General features: G+C 70.0%; 17 protein-coding genes and 1 pseudogene. 10 read left to right on the forward strand and 8 right to left on the reverse strand.

What is annotated here, in order from left to right; all coding sequences use genetic code 11:
- Window positions 1-32 precede the first annotated feature (32 nt).
- Complete coding sequence (locus FZ025_RS08855) at window positions 33-428, reverse strand: I78 family peptidase inhibitor (protein WP_046977360.1); 396 nt, start codon at window positions 426-428, stop codon at window positions 33-35.
- Window positions 429-767: 339 nt separating this feature from the next.
- Complete coding sequence (locus FZ025_RS08860; protein ID WP_046977361.1) at window positions 768-1,124, reverse strand: hypothetical protein; 357 nt, start codon at window positions 1,122-1,124, stop codon at window positions 768-770.
- 282 nt (window positions 1,125-1,406) lie between these two features.
- Between FZ025_RS08860 and avrBs2 the strand changes: the two genes are divergently transcribed.
- Together avrBs2 and FZ025_RS08870 are read left to right on the forward strand one after the other, a co-directional pair.
- Window positions 1,407-3,551 carry a type III secretion system effector avirulence protein AvrBs2 gene (avrBs2, locus tag FZ025_RS08865; protein ID WP_104558374.1) on the forward strand — a complete coding sequence of 715 codons (2,145 nt, stop codon included), beginning with the start codon at window positions 1,407-1,409 and terminating at the stop codon, window positions 3,549-3,551.
- A 146-nt stretch (window positions 3,552-3,697) separates the two neighbouring features.
- Window positions 3,698-3,871, forward strand: a pseudogene (locus tag FZ025_RS08870) (BlaI/MecI/CopY family transcriptional regulator); the annotation flags it as partial.
- Between the two features lie 68 nt (window positions 3,872-3,939).
- Here FZ025_RS08870 and FZ025_RS22325 read toward each other — a convergent pair.
- Both FZ025_RS22325 and FZ025_RS08880 read right to left on the reverse strand, forming a co-directional pair.
- A complete protein-coding gene (locus FZ025_RS22325) occupies window positions 3,940-5,070 on the reverse strand; it encodes a ribonuclease H-like domain-containing protein (protein ID WP_244292495.1) in 1,131 nt (376 codons plus the stop codon).
- The gene (locus tag FZ025_RS08880) at window positions 5,067-7,562 is read right to left on the reverse strand and encodes a DEAD/DEAH box helicase (protein ID WP_104558373.1); all 2,496 of its coding nucleotides are present in this window, start codon (window positions 7,560-7,562) and stop codon (window positions 5,067-5,069) included. The genes FZ025_RS22325 and FZ025_RS08880 overlap by 4 nt, the downstream gene beginning before the upstream one ends.
- A 170-nt stretch (window positions 7,563-7,732) precedes the next feature.
- On the opposite strand from FZ025_RS08880, the gene FZ025_RS08885 reads away from it, so the two are divergent.
- From FZ025_RS08885 to FZ025_RS08900, 4 genes are all read left to right on the forward strand, one after another.
- A complete protein-coding gene (locus tag FZ025_RS08885; RefSeq protein WP_104558372.1) occupies window positions 7,733-8,014 on the forward strand; it encodes a type II toxin-antitoxin system RelE/ParE family toxin in 282 nt (93 codons plus the stop codon).
- 14 nt (window positions 8,015-8,028) lie between these two features.
- Complete coding sequence (locus FZ025_RS08890) at window positions 8,029-8,319, forward strand: HigA family addiction module antitoxin (RefSeq protein WP_104558371.1); 291 nt, start codon at window positions 8,029-8,031, stop codon at window positions 8,317-8,319.
- Between the two features lie 148 nt (window positions 8,320-8,467).
- The gene (gene trhA, locus FZ025_RS08895; protein ID WP_046980407.1) at window positions 8,468-9,130 is read left to right on the forward strand and encodes a PAQR family membrane homeostasis protein TrhA; all 663 of its coding nucleotides are present in this window, start codon (window positions 8,468-8,470) and stop codon (window positions 9,128-9,130) included.
- A 70-nt stretch (window positions 9,131-9,200) separates the two neighbouring features.
- Entirely contained in the window at window positions 9,201-9,686 is a 486-nt protein-coding gene (locus FZ025_RS08900; protein WP_244292496.1) for a hypothetical protein, read from the forward strand.
- 281 nt (window positions 9,687-9,967) lie between these two features.
- Here FZ025_RS08900 and FZ025_RS08905 read toward each other — a convergent pair whose 3' ends face one another.
- From FZ025_RS08905 to FZ025_RS22330, 4 genes are all read right to left on the reverse strand, one after another.
- Window positions 9,968-10,387 carry a BA14K family protein gene (locus FZ025_RS08905; protein ID WP_046980405.1) on the reverse strand — a complete coding sequence of 140 codons (420 nt, stop codon included), beginning with the start codon at window positions 10,385-10,387 and terminating at the stop codon, window positions 9,968-9,970.
- A gap of 153 nt (window positions 10,388-10,540) precedes the next feature.
- Window positions 10,541-10,834, reverse strand: a complete 294-nt coding sequence (locus FZ025_RS08910) for a DUF2388 domain-containing protein (protein ID WP_046980404.1) — start codon at window positions 10,832-10,834, stop codon at window positions 10,541-10,543.
- 227 nt (window positions 10,835-11,061) lie between these two features.
- On the reverse strand, window positions 11,062-11,253 hold the full coding sequence (locus FZ025_RS08915) for a hypothetical protein (protein ID WP_046980403.1): 192 nt from the start codon (window positions 11,251-11,253) through the stop codon (window positions 11,062-11,064).
- A gap of 427 nt (window positions 11,254-11,680) precedes the next feature.
- Window positions 11,681-12,199: a lysozyme inhibitor LprI family protein gene (locus FZ025_RS22330; RefSeq protein WP_244292497.1), complete on the reverse strand. Its 519-nt coding sequence runs from the start codon at window positions 12,197-12,199 to the stop codon at window positions 11,681-11,683.
- A gap of 198 nt (window positions 12,200-12,397) precedes the next feature.
- On the opposite strand from FZ025_RS22330, the gene FZ025_RS08925 reads away from it, so the two are divergent.
- From FZ025_RS08925 to FZ025_RS08940, 4 genes are all read left to right on the forward strand, one after another.
- Window positions 12,398-13,807, forward strand: coding sequence for an MFS transporter (locus FZ025_RS08925; protein WP_046980402.1), 1,410 nt, complete (start codon window positions 12,398-12,400; stop codon window positions 13,805-13,807).
- A 92-nt stretch (window positions 13,808-13,899) separates the two neighbouring features.
- On the forward strand, window positions 13,900-14,715 hold the full coding sequence (locus FZ025_RS08930) for an EcsC family protein (RefSeq protein WP_208803752.1): 816 nt from the start codon (window positions 13,900-13,902) through the stop codon (window positions 14,713-14,715).
- 261 nt (window positions 14,716-14,976) lie between these two features.
- The gene (locus FZ025_RS08935; protein ID WP_104558368.1) at window positions 14,977-15,834 is read left to right on the forward strand and encodes an NYN domain-containing protein; all 858 of its coding nucleotides are present in this window, start codon (window positions 14,977-14,979) and stop codon (window positions 15,832-15,834) included.
- Window positions 15,835-15,899: 65 nt separating this feature from the next.
- Window positions 15,900-16,502: a DUF938 domain-containing protein gene (locus FZ025_RS08940; RefSeq protein ID WP_046979331.1), complete on the forward strand. Its 603-nt coding sequence runs from the start codon at window positions 15,900-15,902 to the stop codon at window positions 16,500-16,502.
- Window positions 16,503-16,559 lie beyond the last annotated feature (57 nt).

The raw sequence follows: 16,559 nt of genomic DNA on the forward strand, positions 1-16,559 counted from the left end.
GTGCGCCGCCCGCAGGCGGCGCCGGACGGGCCTTAGCCGCAGCGCACGCCGGTGATCTGGTTCTTGGCATCGACCTCGATATTGAGCCGTTCGCCGTCGAATTCCATGGTCACCGCCTGGTTCGGCTTGAGCACGCGCAGACTCCTGGCGCCGGTGTCGCTGCGCGCCTGCTCCAGCAGCGCCTGTTCGGCGGCCTGGCCGACCAGGCCCTGCGCCTGCGAGGCGTCGCAACTGCCCACCGGCGGCGGCTCCGGCGCGCTGGCCGGAGCCGGCGCGGCGGCCTGCTGCGCGGCAGCCTGGGCCTTGGCCGCCACCCGTTCCTGCTCGTCCGGCGGCGGCGCGGTGCACGCGGCCAATGCCAGCGCCAGACAGGCCGTGCCGAGCAGGCCGGCACGCGCGGACGCACGAGAAGAAAGGAAAGTGCTCATCGGGGCTCCTGGTGGGGCAGGGAAGACGGGTCCAGCATAAGCGCAGAAGAATCGGACAAGCCGTGTTCGCCGCACGTTAACCGGTCCGTTGTGGACACGCCCCAGGCGCTTCGCTGCCGACAATCCCGGCTCCTCACCCGCGGGCGTCGCAATGTCCAACGCGTCCCGCACCGTCACCGCGCCACGTCGGGCCGGCGGCGGCGTGGCGACCGGCAACGCTGCGCGTTCACGCGGCCGCGCCTGATCGGAGCGCTGGCGCGGCTGCGCCATCACGGCACATCGCGCCGCGGTCGTGGCAAAACCGCGCCGCGTCCGCCGCTCGACCGGCGGCGCGCGGCATCAACCGCAATACAGCGTGGTGATGTTGTTGTAGGCGCCGATCTCGATGGTCAGGCGCTCGCCGCCGCTCTCGCCGGCGCCGCGGGTCGCGCTGTCCACGCCGCTGGAGGTGGCGCCGCTGTGGCCGACGCTGCTGTTCACCACCTGCACCTTCAGGCTGTCGCTGTCGACGCGGGCGCGTTCCACCGTGGTCTGCGCGGCGGCCAGGCCCGCCGCGCCGCGGACCTTGTCGATGTGGCACTGGCCGGAGATGACGCCGTCGATCGGCTGCACCTGGGCGATCTGGGTGGTGCTGCAGGCGCCGAGCAGCGAGCTGGCGGCGAGCGCAATGGCGAGGGCGAGCGGGTGGCGGATCATGGGCGGTCTCCTTCTGCGGATAGCGCGAGGGTGTCGCGGCGGATGTTTGCGCGGCATGAAGACAGCGACGCCGGCAAGCCGGCCGACCCGGCCGGCGTCCAGCATCAGCAGCGGCACAGGACGCTCAGCGCTCACCGACGGGTGCGTCGCTGCGGGGTCCGAAGCCCGCTGAACGCGGCGCTGCAGGCTCGCTTCGCAGATGGTGCGCGCGGCTTCGCCTCTGTCGTGAATTGTCATATTGCATAAGGTGTATTGGCGGCCCGTCATCCTGCTGAGGTCGTCATGCGCGTTTCTTCCATTGCTGCGGCACCGACTGCGGTCAAAACCGCCGATGTTCCTTTCGCCGAAACCTTTGTGTCCACGCCGATCGCCGCCGCGCAGTCCGAGCTGACTGCGCGGCCGCGGCCGCGCCCGCCCAACGCGGGAGCTCCGCCGCTGCTGCCGCTGCCGCCGCCGGATTCGGGCAACAAACAAACCGCTGCGGTGCTGGTCGCGCTGGATGGCGATTTCTCCAAGGATCGTCGGGCTGAAATAGACGCGCGGCAGATCACCGTGCAAGCGCTGCAGACCAGGCTGGGAACACTGTGCGCGGAATCCGGGGTGGCGCTGAAACCGGGCAGCGTCGCGGCGCAGTTTGCCGCACAGAAATTGACCCCGGTCTATCTGGATACGCCCGCATTCCGCGCGATGGCAAAGAGTCTGCCCGGCCAGGGCGCGGGCCGGAAGACGGGTCCGCTGCTGGTGGACAGGCACGGCCAGCGCATCGTGTTCGACCTGCAGCGCGCCTTCGTCTCCGGTGACCGCCTCAGCGATGCGGCGGTCGCCGCGCTGGTCAAGGCGCTCGATCTGCCGGGCCAGGGACTGCAGACCCCCGAATGGCTTCAGCCCGCCACGCCGCGTCGAAGCCTGAAAACGGCCCCGCGCTACAAAGGCCACGCGATACCCGCACAAAACGGCGGTGCCGGTTTCTACAAGGCCAACGACCATCGCCTGCTCGCCGACAAGCGCGAAATAGTGCGCAAGCAACTCCCCGAGTTCGTGCATGCGAACTACTTCCAGGCAGAAAGCACCATGGCGCTGGGCAAGGACGTGATGGTGCATCGCGGCTTGTTCGACACCCATGCCGGCATCCCGGAAAACTCCCTCGCCGCGATCGAACGCGCCTATGCCGAGGGCTATCGCACGCTCGAACTCGATGTCCAGGTGAGCGCTGAGGGCGTACCGGTGCTGCTGCACGACTTCGCGATCGGACGCACGACGGACGACCCCGACAATCGCCTGGCCACGCAGGTGGGATATGCCGAATTGCAGCGCAAGCGCCTGGTCATCCGCAATCCGATGGACGGCAATTTCGTCAGTACCGAGCAGCGCATCGCCGGCATCGAACCGGTGTTGGAGAACGTGCTGCGCACCAAGCCCGGCATGTCGGTCGTGCTGGACTGCAAGGAGCACATTGCCGAGAACGTGGCGCTGCTGCTGATCCGGCGCCCGCAGCTGCGCCCGATCACCGCGCTCAAGCTGTACTCCTGCGCCTACAAGGGCGGTTTCGACGAGTTCTTTTCCAATATGTGCCAGAAGCTGCAGATCAATCCGCTGCATTCCCAAGATCAGCCGCGCCGCGCCAAATTGCGGCGTGATCTGAGCGCGATCAGCGTGGTGCCGCTGCTGATCGAGGATACGCTCCAGGACACGCAGTTGCGCAGGTTCTTCCCTGGTGCCGAGGACGCGGCAGGACTGGCCGATACCGCCACCCACTGGATGCAGAGCTGGAACCGCATGCGCCCGATCATCGCTGAGATGATGATCATGGATCGCGGCAGCGACGCCGGCAAGGCGATGCAACTGGCGCAAAAACGCCTGCAACAGCCGGACTCAGGCTACGAAAAGGCGGCCTTCAGCTCCGCGTACCGCTATGAGGATTTCTCGATCCCGCGTTCTGGCGGCAACCGCGACTATTTCACCTGGGGCGTATTCGGCGAGATCAATCCGGTTCCCAGGAGCGGCTTCGAGCCGCTGCGCGGGACCGCCGGCGCGTTTCGCGATCGTGGCGAAAGCGTGCTCACCGACCAGCCGGACGAAGAAGTGCTGGCGCTGCGCGAGAATCGCACGCTGCCACGCGGGCATACCGGGCTGGAGCTGGACGTGCCGCCGGATGCTGCGCTCGATCGCAGCCGCGATGCGGCCATTGTCCAGGAGCGCCGCCAGCAGTTCATGGACGCCAAGCAGCCGCCGAACCAGGCCCATGTCGAGGCCGCACGTCGCGGCGCAACGCTGGATCGAAACGAGCCGCCGCTGCAGGACGCGGCGGCACGCAAGGCCATCGACGACGATGCCGAAGCGCTGGGCTTGCTGACCGACCGCTATCGCGGTGCGCCGGTGAGCCATTATCTCAACGAGCAGGCCAAGCAGACCGAGCCGAAGGAGTAGCGGCGGCGCCATGTCGCTGCGGTGCAGGCAAGCGGCGCGTGTGCTGCACGACGTTGCCCCGGATCGGTCCGGCGGCTGCGGCGCGCAGCGCCTGACGACATCTGTCCTCAAGGGGGCGAACATGCGCCGCAAGACCATCGGCGACCCGCTCCACCGTGCTGACGATGATGGAGCGGCTGCGCGCCAAGGCCTATCTGCGCCGGCGCCAGGTGCAGGGCGTGTACCGCTACGCGGCCACCGCCGGACAGGACGACGTGGTGCGCAGCGCGGTCGGCAGCTTCGTCGAGAAGACCTTGCAGGGTTCGGTGTCGCCGTTCGTGGTGGCCCGCAGGGCCGGTTACCCTCACCCCAACCCCTCTCCCGGGGGAGAGGGGCCATGCACGCTGCGCTACGGCGCTTCCACGAACGGCGCCACCTCGCGCTCCTCGGCTTGGGCATCGACCAGGCGCTGCAGCAGCAGCGCCAGGGTCGCCACGTCCTGGTGGTTGTGCGCGGCGACGCGGCGCAGGTTGCGCGCGCTGCCGCCGCGCAGGTAGCTCAGCCATGCGGCGGGCGCTTCGGAACCGGGCAGGTCGTCTTCGCGCACGATGCGCAGCAGCTGGCGTTCGATGGTGGCGAGCTTGCAGTTCTCCCAGCTGCCGCGATAACGGCGCCGGGTGGGATGCAGCAGGTCCACGTGGTCCAGCGCCGACAGCGGGTCGGCGCTGCGCGCCAGCCGGTAGCGGGTCTTCAGCAGCGGCGCGTCGTAGCAGCGGCCGTTGTAGCTGGACAGCACCGTGGTCGGCGCCAGCCATGCGCGGAACGCTTCGAGCATGGCCTTTTCCGCGCCCATCGTGGCCATCATCAGCTGGCGGATGCGCAGGCCGGGACCTTCGACGGGATGCAGGTACCAGTCGGCCGCGCCGATCATGAAGGCGCGGGTGCCGGTGCCGCCGGCCAGGCCGGTGGTCTCGGTGTCGAAGAACAGCAGGTCCGACGGCTGCACCGCGTCCTCGCGCCGGGCGAAGGCCAGCGACAGCGCCGCGGCGGGGATCGGCTGCGGCAGGAACGCCTCGATCAGCTGCAGGCCGGGTGCGATCTCCACGCCGGGCAGATGGCGGTCGGCGGCCTGCGGCGTGCGTGGCGCCGCGGCCGGCGCCACCGCGCGTTCGCGCATCCCGAGCAGGCGCCGCAGCGAGGCGACGTCGGCGCCGCGCTGGGCGAACGGTTCGATCGCGATCGGCGGCGCCACGGCGACCGCGGTACTGCCGTTGCGCGCAGGCAACGCAGGTTGCGACGTGGCGCGTGACGTAGGCGCGGCGGGCACTGCGTCTGGACCGCGCGGCGGCTTGCGCAGCAGCGTCGAGCGGCCTGTCGACGCTGCCGGCTTCGCCGGCGCGGGCATCGGCGAAGCCACACCCGTCGCGGCGACCGCTTTGCCGGGCGAGCGCGTGTCTGGCACAGGCGCGCGCCACGCGTCCACGCGCGCATCGCCGGCCTGCCTGCGCAGCGCGCGCAGGCGTTCGAGGCTGATGCTCATGCGCTCCACTCCGGCAGCGCATCGAATTCGCGGTCGCTCGTGGTGGTTTCCTCGTCCAGCGCCGCGTTCTCCAGCAGCAGGCGCAGCACCTGCAGCGCCAGCGCCTTCGGCGTGGTCGCGCTGTCTTCCTGCGCGGCCAGCACCGGGCCGACGCAGGCCGGGCAGCCGGCCACGCAGTCGCAGCGCTGCACCAGTTCGCGCGCGCGCTGCACCAGCTCGGCCTGGCGCTGCCACAGCGGCTCGCTCAGGCCCACGCCGCCGGGGAAGTTGTCGTACAGGTACACGGTGGGCACGAACTGCTGCAGTTCCACGCCGACCGGTTCGCCGTTGTCGCCGCCGCGTAGCTGGCCGCGGCCCTTGGCGTCGGCCATCGCGAACCAGGCGCCATCGCCGTCGCCCACCGCCTTCTGCAGGTCGCGCGCGTCGGCCATCACCGCCACCGTCGCCACCACGTGCAGCGCGTAGGCCGCGCCGAGGAAGCCGTCCAGCGCGTCCTGCCTGGCGGCGAACGCCTTCAGCAGGGTGGCCTGCGGCAGCTGCCACCACACCGCGGTGGTATGCAGTTCCTGGTCGGGCAGGGCGACCGGGCCGTAGCCGATGTTCTCGTGGGTGTAGTAGCGGATCTTCTTGTAGCCGGCCACGCGCCGCACCACGTGCACCTCGCCGTGGTGGCTGTCGCCGCGCCCGGCCGCGCCGCCGTCGAAACGGTCCAGCACCTTGAGCTTGGTGAAGTCGATGCTGTCGGTGTAGTAGTCCACATGGGTGCGGGTGACGTAGGCCTTGCGCCCTTCCCAGTCCAGCGTCTCCACCTGGTACGGGGTGCTCTGCACCATATGGATCGCGCCTTCGTACAAGGTCAGCGCAGCGGCGGAATAATCCACTTCGGCGATGATCTGCTGCTTGCCGTCGGTCTTGTCGACGACCACGAAGTTGCCGTCGGCCATCGAGCGCAGGCTCACCGCGTTGGCCGGGTAGCTGTCGGCGATCCACTCCCAGCGCTCGCCTTCCTGGTGCACCACGTCGCTTTCGGCCAGCGCTTCCAGGAACACCGCCGGATCGACCGGGCCGAACCCCTCGCCGGCGACGAAGGTCAGTTCGAACGCGGCGCAGCGGATGTGGTCGAACAGGATCAGCGGCTGGTCCGGGGCGATGCGCGCGTGTTCGGGCGAGGCGTCGGCGAAGAAGTCCGGATGCCGCACCACGTACTGGTCCAGCGGCTGCGAGCTGGCCACCAGCACGCCGAGCGACGGCTGCTGGCGGCGCCCGGCGCGGCCGAAGCGCTGCCAGGTCGCGGCCACGCTGCCGGGGTAGCCGTTGAGCACGACCACGTCCAGCGCGCCGATGTCCACGCCCAGTTCCAGCGCGGACGTTGAAACGATGCCGTCGATGCTGCCGGCGCGCATCGCGCGTTCGGCCTCGCGGCGTTCGGTGGGCAGGTAGCCGCCGCGGTAGGCGCGGATGCGCGGCGGCTTGCGCGGATCGTGGTCGAAGATGTCCTTCAGGTACTTGGTCAGCACCTCCACCATCAGCCGGGTCTGCGCGAACACCAGGGTCTTCAGCCCGGACTTGATCGCGATGCGCGCGATGCGGTTGCTCTGCGAGCGTGCCGACGCGCGCAGGCCCAGGTCGGCGTTGACCACCGGCGGGTTCCACAGCAGCACGTGCTTGTCGCCGCACGGCGCGCCGGACTCGGTGATCGCATGCACGCGCTGCTCGATCAGCGCCTCGGCGTGCGCGCGCGGGTTGCCGATGGTGGCCGAGCACAGGATGAACTGCGGGTTCACCCCGTAGAACGCGCAGATGCGCTTGAGCCGGCGCAGCACGTTGGTGACGTGGCTGCCGAACACGCCGCGGTAGGTGTGGATTTCGTCGATCACCACGTAGCGCAGGTTCTCGAAGAACTGCGCCCACTTGGTGTGATGCGGCAGGATCGCCTGGTGCAGCATGTCCGGGTTGCTGACCACGATGTCGCCGTGCAGGCGGATCGCCTGGCGCGCATCGCCCGGCGTGTCGCCGTCGAAGGTGAAGGCCTTCACCCCCAGTTCGCCGGCGCGGTTGAGTTCCAGCAGCTCGGCCACCTGGTCCTGCGCCAGCGCCTTGGTCGGGAACAGGTACAGCGCCTTGGCCTGCGCGGTCATCGCCGCGGCCAGCACCGGCAGCGTGTAGCACAGCGACTTGCCCGAGGCGGTGGGGGTGGCGATGGCCACGTGTTCGCCGCGCTGCGCCGCATCCCAGGCCTGCGCCTGATGGCTGTACAGCTGCTCGATGCCGCGCGCCTGCAGCGCCGCGACCAGCGCCGCCGGCACGTCGCCCGGGATCGGCGCGTAGCGGCCCGCGCGGCCGGGGATCATGAAGCTGCCGGTGATGCGGTCGTGGTAGCGCCGCTCCAGCCGTTCGGTCAGCAGCGCGCCGTCGCGCGAAGGCGCGCCGCCGGTGGTGGACAGGGCGCGCTCGGCGTCCTCGGTGCGGCGGGCTAGGGCGTGGGCGGGCATCGGCACGGCTCTCAAAGCGGGTCAGGGAAGCGGAAACGCGTCTCAGGGTATGAGACAGCGGCCGAACCGGCGAGGGCAGCTGGCTGAGCGGATTCAGCCAGAGCAGCGCAGCACGTGCAGGATATCCATGACGAGTTGCGTTATATGACGAGTTGCGTTATGGTTGCTGCGTGATCCGGAACTTTGTCGACAAGGAAGCCGAAAAGATCTGGCAGGGCATGCCTTCCCGGCGATTGCCGGCCGATATCCGGGCCGTGGCTCGGCGCAAGCTGCGCATGCTCAACAGCGCGGCCACGCTGGACGATCTGCGTGTTCCGCCGGCCAACCGTCTGGAGTCCTTGAAGGGAGACCGCAAGGGCCAATACAGCATCCGGATCAACGATCAATGGCGCGTGTGCTTCCAATGGAAGGACGGCGATGCGCTGGACGTGGAAATCGTCGACTACCACTGACCCATCGAGCCGCCATGAAGACCCTGCCCAACATCCACCCCGGCGAAGTCCTGCTGGAGGAATTCCTGACCCCGCTGGGCATCAGCCAGAACGCACTGGCGCGCGCCGCCGGCGTGCCGCCGCGCCGCATCAACGAAATCGTGCTCGGCAAGCGCAGCGTCACCGCCGACAGCGCGATCCGGCTGGCCGCCGCGCTCGGCACCAGCGAGCGCTTCTGGCTCGGCCTGCAGGCCGACTACGACCTGGAACAGGCGCGGCGCGCGCTGGGCGCGCAGGCACAGAAGATCGAACGCATCGCGGCGTAGCCCACGCAGTTGCGGCGCCGCCGTCGCGATGCCGCCCGACGACGGCGCGCGCGGGCCCGCAACGCTGAGCTGATCGTCGCGGCCAGCGCGTATCCTGTGCTCCCCCCTCGCGCAGCGGCGCCGTCCCCCGACGCGTCGAAGACTCGCCTTGTCCGTGCCTGCTCCCGCCCCCGCCGCACATTACAAAACCGCCGGCGCCCGCCGCGCCGACCTGATCGTGCACGCCGCCGGCCTGCTGCTGTCCATCGTCGGCGGCGCCATGCTGATCTGGCGCCCCCACGCCAACCATGCGCTGCTCCTGGCCACCTGCGTCTACGCGCTGGGGATGTTGGTGATGTTCGCCTGCTCGGCCGCCTACAACTTCGCCCCGCCACAGCGCCAGCCGATCCTGCGCAAGCTCGACCACGCCGGCATCTTCGTGATGATCGCCGGTTCCTACACGCCGCTGTTCGTGCTGGCGCTGTCCGGTGCCTGGGTCTGGTCGATGACCCTGGCGGTGTGGGGCGTGGCCCTGTTCGGCGTGTTCGCCAAACTGTTCCTGCCCGGCATCAGCAAGGGCTTCTGGGTCGCGATCTACCTGCTGCTGGGCTGGGCCGGTATCGTCGCGATCAAGCCGCTCATGGCCAGCCTGGACAGCGCCGTGCTGTGGTTCATCGCCGCCGGCGGCATGTTCTACACCGTGGGCGTGGGCTTCTACGTGCGCAAGTCGATGGTCTACAACCGCGCCATCTGGCACGCGCACGTGCTCGGCGGCGCGCTGAGCCACTGGTGCGCCATCTGGCTGTGCCTGCGGCCGTTGCAGGCGGCCTGAGCGTCTTGCACGTGTGGGTCGGCGCCGCGTTGGCGACGTTCAGCCGCCGACCGTAAGCTCGGCGCAGGCCATGGCCCTCGCGCATGGGAAAGGACCGATTTCGATGTGCAATGCCGTGCGTTCCGTCGTTGCCGCAGCGCTGCTTGGCATGGCCGCGCACGCGCATGCCCGGCAGGCCGACCCCGCACCCGTCGCGACCAGCCCGCCGCCGCAGGACGTCCAGACCCTTGGCGAAGTGCGCGCGCTGCCGCCGGACGCGGAACAGCCGCTGGACCTGTATCGCTTCAAGAATCCGGTCAGCGCCCAACCCAACCGCTTCGACAAGGACTGGCGGCCACCGCCCTCGGTGGAGCAGGTCAGCCAGGGCGGCGGCTACCTCGCCCTCGGCATCTACTACGTTGCCGGCAAGGCCGCCAAGGGCCTGCATGCCCTCACCGGCGCGCCGGACCACGTTCAGCCGGCCATCGCCCGCCCACCGCCATTGGACGACGCGCAACTGCGCCGCGCGGCGCAACTCTGCGACGCGCAGAACGCGGACTGCGCTGCGCAGCAGTGAGCCACCCCGACTGGCGCTGCCGCCGGCCTGCGTCGCGCCCGGGCGCGGCGGTGGCGACGCCGGCATGGGACCGCACCATCGCGTGGTTCGGGAACCATCGTGCCTGACGCACGCGGGGCCAGGCCACTGGTCGTGCTGTCTTCGCCATGCATGCGCGCAGCCGTTGGCCGCACCTGCAATGACCAGGGCGGCGTTCGGCGCAGGCCCGCGCGTGTTGCACTTCCCCGTGCATCGAACCTGCGCCGCGGTCCACGCGCGTTGCGCAGACGGCGCGCAGGCGCTTACAGCGAGCAGCGCAGGCGGCGGCCGCGATGGACGAAGGTGTCGGTGCGCGCGTCGTAGCTGCGGTAACGCTGTTGGCAGGCGCGCGCGTGACGATACCAATCGTCTTGCCGGGACCGGTGCGCGGGAGGATCGCCCGGGCGCGGACCCCACTTGGGATCCCAGCGTCCATAGCGCTTGTCGTCCGGGCGGTCGTCCCTGCGGCGATCGTCGCCATGGTCGCCGGGCCGATCGTCATGCCGGTCGTCGTGCCGGGCCTCGTCGCGGCGATCAGGGTTAGGTTGGTCAGGCCGCGGCGGGTCGTCGTGGCGCGGGCCATCGTCGTAACGGTTCTGGGGCTGAACCTGGTCCGCACCTGCAACGGCAGGAAGGCTGGCGGCCAGGGCGCAAGCGACGACAACTCCAAGCATCTTGTTCATTCGACTTCTCCATGGGCGGGTGACGCATTGCATACGATCCGGCGATGACACTACGCGCACCGGTACGGTGACGCCGTGATGTCGGCCGCCCGTGCAGGCGGCCGGGATGCCGGATGGGGCCGCCGCCGTGGGACGACAGCCGCTGGCCCGGTGTCACTGGGTAAGGATGGCCTGGGCCAGTTGCAGGTCGCTGGCCTGGCGCGCGTTCGGGTCGCGCTCGCGCAGCAACTGTAGCGCCGACTCCAGCTGCGCGCCGCGGATGCGGCCCTCGCTGGCGACGAAGCTCGCGGCATCGTCGCGCGCCTGCAGCACCACTTTGTCGTCGCCGGAACTGCTGCTGCCGGCCGAGGATGCGCCGGCGGAGGTGCCGGCGAAGCTGGAGGCCTGGGCCAGCAGCGGCAGGGAAAGGCCCGCCAGCAACGCGCCGGCCAAGGTGATCTTGTTCATGGATATCGCTCCAGAGTGGATGCAGCGTGTTCCCGGCGCTCGGCACCGGACGTTCCAGCATCGCCGCGGCAGATTGCCGCGGCGAACCCATCATCGCGTCGAATGGCGCGGTGCGCAGCATCGATCCACCGCGCGCGCAGCGCTGCCGCCGCTGGCCCGCGCTGGCGCTGCTCCGGCGGCGTCGCGCGCGTGGGGACGCAGACGTTGCGCTGCCGGCGCCGGCGCGTTCAATCGCGCGGGCCGCAGCGGCCCGCGCGATTGCGCGACAGCATCGCGGCGATCGTGTGCAGGCGCCGGCTCATCCAGCCGGCTGCCGGGCGGACGTGCGGCGACGGGATCTCCGGAAGATCGAACAGCGCCTGCTCACCCGGCCGCAATGCGGGCGAGGCAGCGGAGGGCGTGGGATGGTGCGGCTTCATGGGGGAGGCCTGACGGGAGGTGGCAAAGCACGGCGGACGAACGACACAACACGATGCAGCAATCTTGCTACGCGGCAGCGACGGGTCATCTCGCTGCCGCCGCGCCTGTTCGGAACTTTGGTTTCGGACCATGTTGTATAAAAACCAAACTGTACGGTTTTATTATTGAGCTGCCGCCTGCGGCTGTCAACACGAGCGCAAGAGGCGGTTCACCTCGCGGCCAGCCACTCCGGCCGACGCATGCCTCGCGTCCGCCGGCAGGACGATCTAGGGCCTATCCCGATCGCGGCAACAGGCCCTAAGCGCCGGCGTCTGCCGCAGGCCCCGTCGAACTGCTGGTCCTTGAGGTCCAGTTGCGCGTGGCCGCCGCCGAAGTCGAGACCGCAGCACCGACCGCATCGGCCAGCGCGGGTTCGCGTTCGCCGCGTCAGCGGTTCGGGCTGGCGTACCTCTCCAATTCGTCGGCGCGTGCGCTGATCCGCTGCAGCGCGGCCTCGGCGTTCTGCAATGCCGCTGCCTGGCCGCGGCCGCCGAGGGTCTTGTCCAGAGCGTTCGCCTGCGCGCTGGACTGCTGCCAGGTGTACTGCGCGTCCATCAGCTTGGCCCTGTCGCTGCCGCTAAGCCGATGGCGCAGTGTGTCGTAGGCCTTGCTCAGGCGGTCTTCCTGCAGCCTGTGTTCGCGCGCGATGCAGCGCCTTCGATCGTCCAAACCGCTCGCCTGCTTGCGGCAGTCCAGGTAGGCGGCGGACAAGCCCTTGGCCGCACCGGCGTCTGCCGCCTGCTGCTGCTGCAGTTGTTGCTGCAACTGCTGAAGCTGTTGGAGTTGCTGTTGCTGTTGTTGCATCTGTTGCTGATCCTGCTGCGCGTTTGCTTCGACGCCGGCGGCCGCAGCGGCCAGCAGCACGACCCGCAACAGCCTGCGGCGCTTGCTTCCCTTGGTTCCCATGAGTCCTTCCCCTTCTGACCGGTCCGATCCTGGCATGCACAGCGGGAGTCCCGCAAGCCGACGCCTGGCTGAACGCCTGCCGGCAGGCGTCGACACTTCGGGTCGCTGGCGGTAGCGGGTGTGCAGCGCAATCGGTCAGCATGCGGCAGCGCCGACGGCCGAGGTCGTCGGCGACCCTTTTTGTTGCCGGTGCCTGCCATGCTCGATCCCGCTGCCGCTTGTTCCGATCCCGTTGCGCTGGTGGCCGCGCGCATCGACCGCCTGCCGGCGACGGCCACGCTGTGGCGCCTGGTCGCGCTGCTGGCGCTGGGCGGCTTCTTCGAGCTGTACGACCTGTTCCAGACCGCCTACATCAGCCCGGGCCTTCTTCACGACGGCATCTTCACCACCGGCGCGGCGGGCGTGTTCGGCATCGCCGACCAGGCCGCGTTCGCCTCGGCCACGTTCCTGGGCCTGTTTCTCGGCGCCAGCCTGCTCAGTCCGTTCGCCGACCGCTTCGGACGCCGCCCGGTATTCGCCTTCGCCCTGCTCTGGTACACCGCCGCGACCGTGGCGATGGGCCTGCAGAGCACGGCGCTGGGGGTGATCGCGCTGCGCTTCGTGGTCGGCATCGGCCTGGGCATCGAGCTGGTCACCATCGACACCTATCTGTCCGAGCTGATGCCCAAGCACATGCGCGGGGCAGCCTTCGCGTTCGCGTTCTTCGTGCAGTTCCTGGCGGTGCCGGCGGTGGCGGCGAGCGCGTGGGCGCTGGTGCCGCATGCGCCGTTCGGAGTCAGCGGCTGGCGCTGGGTGGTGCTGCTCAGCGGCACGTTCGCAGTGGCGATCTGGTGGCTGCGCCGGCGCCTGCCGGAATCGGCGCGCTGGCTGGCGGCGCAGGGCCGGCATGCCGAGGCCGATGCCGTGCTGCGCGATCTGGAAGCACGCTGCGCGGCCGACCTGGGCCGCGCGCTGGACACGCCGCAGATCGAATCGCAGGTCGTCGCCTCCGCTGCGACGCAGGGGCGTTTCGCCGCGCTGTGGAAGCCGCCCTATCGGCGCCGCGTGGCGATGCTGGTGGCGTTCCACGTGTTCCAGGCGATCGGCTTCTTCGGCTTCGGCAACTGGCTGCCGGCGCTGTTGTCGGCGCAAGGCGCGGACAGCGTGCATGGGCTGGGCTATGCGTTCGCGATCTCGCTGGCCTATCCGCTGGCGCCGCTGCTGTTGCTGCGCGGCGCCCAGCGCTGGGAAAACAAGTGGCAGGTGGTGTGGTCGGCGCTCGGCGCGGTGCTGTTCGGCACGCTGTTCGCCTGGCAGACCCAGCCGCTGGCCATCATCGCCTGCGGCGCGGCGATCACCTTCTGCAATGCCTGGATGAGCTTCGCCTACCACGGCTACCAGGCCGAGCTGTTCCCGACCGCGCTGCGCGCCCGCGCGGTGGGCTTCTGCTATTCCTTCAGCCGCCTGTCCACCGCCGGCAGCAGCCTGCTGATCGGCCTGCTGCTGGAGCGTGCCGGCAACCGCGGCGTGCTGGCCTTCATCGTCGCCAGCCTGCTGGCGGTGGCCGGGATCATCGGCGTGTTCGGCCCGCGCACCCGCAACCGCACGCTGGAGCAGATCGCAGGCTAGGGCGTGGTGTGCCCGGCTTCGTCATCTGCCCGCGACAGCATCGCGGCGCCGACCGGTGCATGCTGTGCGCTCCCACGCCACCCCACCTGGCCATGACCTCCACTCTCCCCGTTCCCGCCATGGATGCCGCCGACCACCGCGACCTGGCCCAGGCGCATGCGCTGCTCGAGCATCCGGGCCTGGCGGCGAAGATCGCCAATACCGTCGGCGCGCCGATCGAGGACCTGCTCAGCAAGCGCCTGCCGAAGGCGCTGTCCTCGCGCATCGACGCGATCAGCCAGCGCGCGCTGCGCATCGCCTTGCGCTCGGCGCTGCTGACCATGCGCAGGCAGGCGCCGGGCACGGCACGGCCGCGCCTGCATGGCGTGGCGGTGGCCGCGACCGGCGCGGCCGGCGGTTTCTTCGGCCTGCCCGGCTTGCTGGTGGAGCTGCCGCTGACCACCACGCTGATGCTGCGTTCGATCGCCGATATCGCCCGCGCCGAGGGCGAGCGGCTGGACGATCCGGCCACTACCCTGGCCTGCCTGGAAGTGCTGGCGCACGGCGGGCGCAGCGCGCGCGACGACGGCAGCGAGTCGGGCTATTTCGCGGTGCGCACGGCGATGGCGCAGCAGCTCAGCGCCGCCGCGCAATACATCGCCGCGCACGGCATCGGCAGCAAGGGCGCGCCGGCGCTGGTGTCGCTGATGTCGCGGATCGCGGCGAAGTTCTCGATCACGGTCAGCGAAAAACTGGCGGCGCAGGCGGTGCCGCTGGTCGGCGCGGCCAGCGGCGCGCTGCTCAATACGGTGTTCATCGCGCACTTCCAGGCGATGGCGCGTGGCCATTTCATCGTGCGCCGGTTGGAGCGGCGCTACGGCGAGGCCGCGGTGCGGCAGGCCTACGAGGCGTTGCCGGCGTCGGCGTAAGCCAGCGCAGCCGCATCGCTTCCCGCCGCTGCTGTTCAACACCGGCACGCGGGCGGCCGAACGGAGCACTGTCGCCTCCCCCCTTCGCGCCTGGTCGATCTGCGCCGCAAAGCGGATCTGCATGTAGGGGACGGCATGGGCCATGCGTTCGTCATCGCCCCAGACTGGCCGCCGCTGCCCCGCAGTGGCACAGTGGCAGCTGGCGCCGCAGCGTGCCAGCGCGGCGCCGCCGCCGCTTTCGTTTCCACGCAGGTTCCCGCCATGAAAACCCGTTCCAGATCCGAGACCGACGACGACCAGCCGCGCCTGGCGGTGCTGATCGACGCCGACAACGCGCAACCCTCGGTGATCGAAGGCTTGCTGGCCGAGGTGGCCAAGTACGGCGTGGCCAGCGTCAAGCGCATCTACGGCGACTTCACCAGCACGCGCATGACCCAGTGGAAGCAGGCGCTGCTGAAGCATTCGATCAGTCCGGTGCAGCAGTTCGCCTACACCAGCGGCAAGAACGCCACCGACAGCTCGCTGATCATCGACGCGATGGACCTGCTGTACACCGGCCGCTTCGACGGCTTCTGCCTGGTCTCCAGCGACAGCGACTTCACCCGCCTGGCGCAGCGCCTGCGCGAGGAGGGGCCGACCGTGTACGGCTTCGGCGAGCGCAAGACCCCGGACGCGTTCGTGCAGGCCTGCGACAAGTTCATCTACACCGAAGTGCTGCGCAGCGAGGCCGCCGGCAGCGAACCGTCCACGCCGTCCACGCCCGCCGCCAAGCCTGCGCGCAAGGCAAGCAAGGCGCCACCGGCCGCGCAGGCGGCCAAGCCCGAGGCGGCTGCGGCCGCGGCAACGCCTGCCGCGCCCGCCGAGGCCAAGGCGCAACCGCTGTCGGCGCCGCTGAAACTGCTGCGCCAGGCGATCGAGGAAGCCTCCGACGACCAGGGCTGGGCCGGGCTCGGCAGCGTCGGCAGCTACCTCAACAAGGTGCGCCCGGATTTCGATCCGCGCCTGTACGGGCACAAGAAGCTCAGCGACCTGCTGCGCCGGCTGTCGGCGCAATTCGAACTCGAGGAACGCGGCAACGAAGGCGGTGGCAAGCGCATCTTCGTGCGCACCCGCAGTTGAGCGTCTGACCGTCACGCATCCGCGTGGCCGCGGCGCGCTGCAGCCACAACCCACCTGCAAGAGCGATGAACGCCAGACCTTACGCCCCTTCCTGCGAGCGCAATCGCGAGCCGATCCTGCAGGTGCTGCGGCGGCATTTCGCCGCGCGCCGGCATGTGCTGGAGATCGGCAGCGGTACCGGCCAGCATGCGGTGCATTTCGCCGCCGCGCTGCCGCCGCTGATCTGGCAATGCAGCGAGCGCGCCGAGCACCTGCCCGGCATCGTGCAATGGCTGGACGCGGCGGCATTGCCGAACACGCCGCCGGCCCTGGCGCTGGACGTGCAGGCGGGGCCGTGGCCGCGCGCCGGCTACGATGCGGTGTTCACCGCCAACACCCTGCACATCATGGGCTGGTCCGCGGTGCAGGCGTTCTTCGCCGGTGTCGGCCGGTTGCTGGCCGACCGCGACGGCGGCACCTTGGCGGTGTACGGGCCGTTCAATTACGGTGGTGCGTTCAGCAGCGACAGCAACCGGGAGTTCGATGCCTGGCTGAAGGTGCGCGATGCCGCGAGCGGTATCCGCGACTTCGAGGCGATCGACGCGCTGGCGCAGGCGCAAGGACTGCTGCTGCAGGAGGATGTGGCGATGCCGGCGAACAATCGCTGCCTGGTCTGGCGCCGCGGCTGAGCGCATGCCGCGTTGTGCGTAGGTGCCGCGGCGCCGCTCACGGGGCCGCAGCCGTTG

The sequence above is a fragment of the Xanthomonas hyacinthi genome, from assembly GCF_009769165.1.
GTDB lineage: Bacteria > Pseudomonadota > Gammaproteobacteria > Xanthomonadales > Xanthomonadaceae > Xanthomonas_A > Xanthomonas_A hyacinthi.

What these genes read in the sequence shown, in the direction of transcription:
- FZ025_RS08855 (WP_046977360.1), bottom strand. Translation starts at nt 428, where the DNA reads ATGAGCACTTTCCTTTCTTCTCGTGCGTCCGCGCGTGCCGGCCTGCTC.
- FZ025_RS08860 (WP_046977361.1), bottom strand. Translation starts at nt 1,124, where the DNA reads ATGATCCGCCACCCGCTCGCCCTCGCCATTGCGCTCGCCGCCAGCTCG.
- avrBs2 (WP_104558374.1), top strand. Translation starts at nt 1,407, where the DNA reads ATGCGCGTTTCTTCCATTGCTGCGGCACCGACTGCGGTCAAAACCGCC.
- FZ025_RS22325 (WP_244292495.1), bottom strand. Translation starts at nt 5,070, where the DNA reads ATGAGCATCAGCCTCGAACGCCTGCGCGCGCTGCGCAGGCAGGCCGGC.
- FZ025_RS08880 (WP_104558373.1), bottom strand. Translation starts at nt 7,562, where the DNA reads ATGCCCGCCCACGCCCTAGCCCGCCGCACCGAGGACGCCGAGCGCGCC.
- FZ025_RS08890 (WP_104558371.1), top strand. Translation starts at nt 8,029, where the DNA reads ATGAAGACCCTGCCCAACATCCACCCCGGCGAAGTCCTGCTGGAGGAA.
- FZ025_RS08900 (WP_244292496.1), top strand. Translation starts at nt 9,201, where the DNA reads ATGGCCCTCGCGCATGGGAAAGGACCGATTTCGATGTGCAATGCCGTG.
- FZ025_RS08905 (WP_046980405.1), bottom strand. Translation starts at nt 10,387, where the DNA reads ATGAACAAGATGCTTGGAGTTGTCGTCGCTTGCGCCCTGGCCGCCAGC.
- FZ025_RS08910 (WP_046980404.1), bottom strand. Translation starts at nt 10,834, where the DNA reads ATGAACAAGATCACCTTGGCCGGCGCGTTGCTGGCGGGCCTTTCCCTG.
- FZ025_RS08915 (WP_046980403.1), bottom strand. Translation starts at nt 11,253, where the DNA reads ATGAAGCCGCACCATCCCACGCCCTCCGCTGCCTCGCCCGCATTGCGG.
- FZ025_RS22330 (WP_244292497.1), bottom strand. Translation starts at nt 12,199, where the DNA reads ATGGGAACCAAGGGAAGCAAGCGCCGCAGGCTGTTGCGGGTCGTGCTG.
- FZ025_RS08925 (WP_046980402.1), top strand. Translation starts at nt 12,398, where the DNA reads ATGCTCGATCCCGCTGCCGCTTGTTCCGATCCCGTTGCGCTGGTGGCC.
- FZ025_RS08930 (WP_208803752.1), top strand. Translation starts at nt 13,900, where the DNA reads ATGACCTCCACTCTCCCCGTTCCCGCCATGGATGCCGCCGACCACCGC.
- FZ025_RS08935 (WP_104558368.1), top strand. Translation starts at nt 14,977, where the DNA reads ATGAAAACCCGTTCCAGATCCGAGACCGACGACGACCAGCCGCGCCTG.
- FZ025_RS08940 (WP_046979331.1), top strand. Translation starts at nt 15,900, where the DNA reads ATGAACGCCAGACCTTACGCCCCTTCCTGCGAGCGCAATCGCGAGCCG.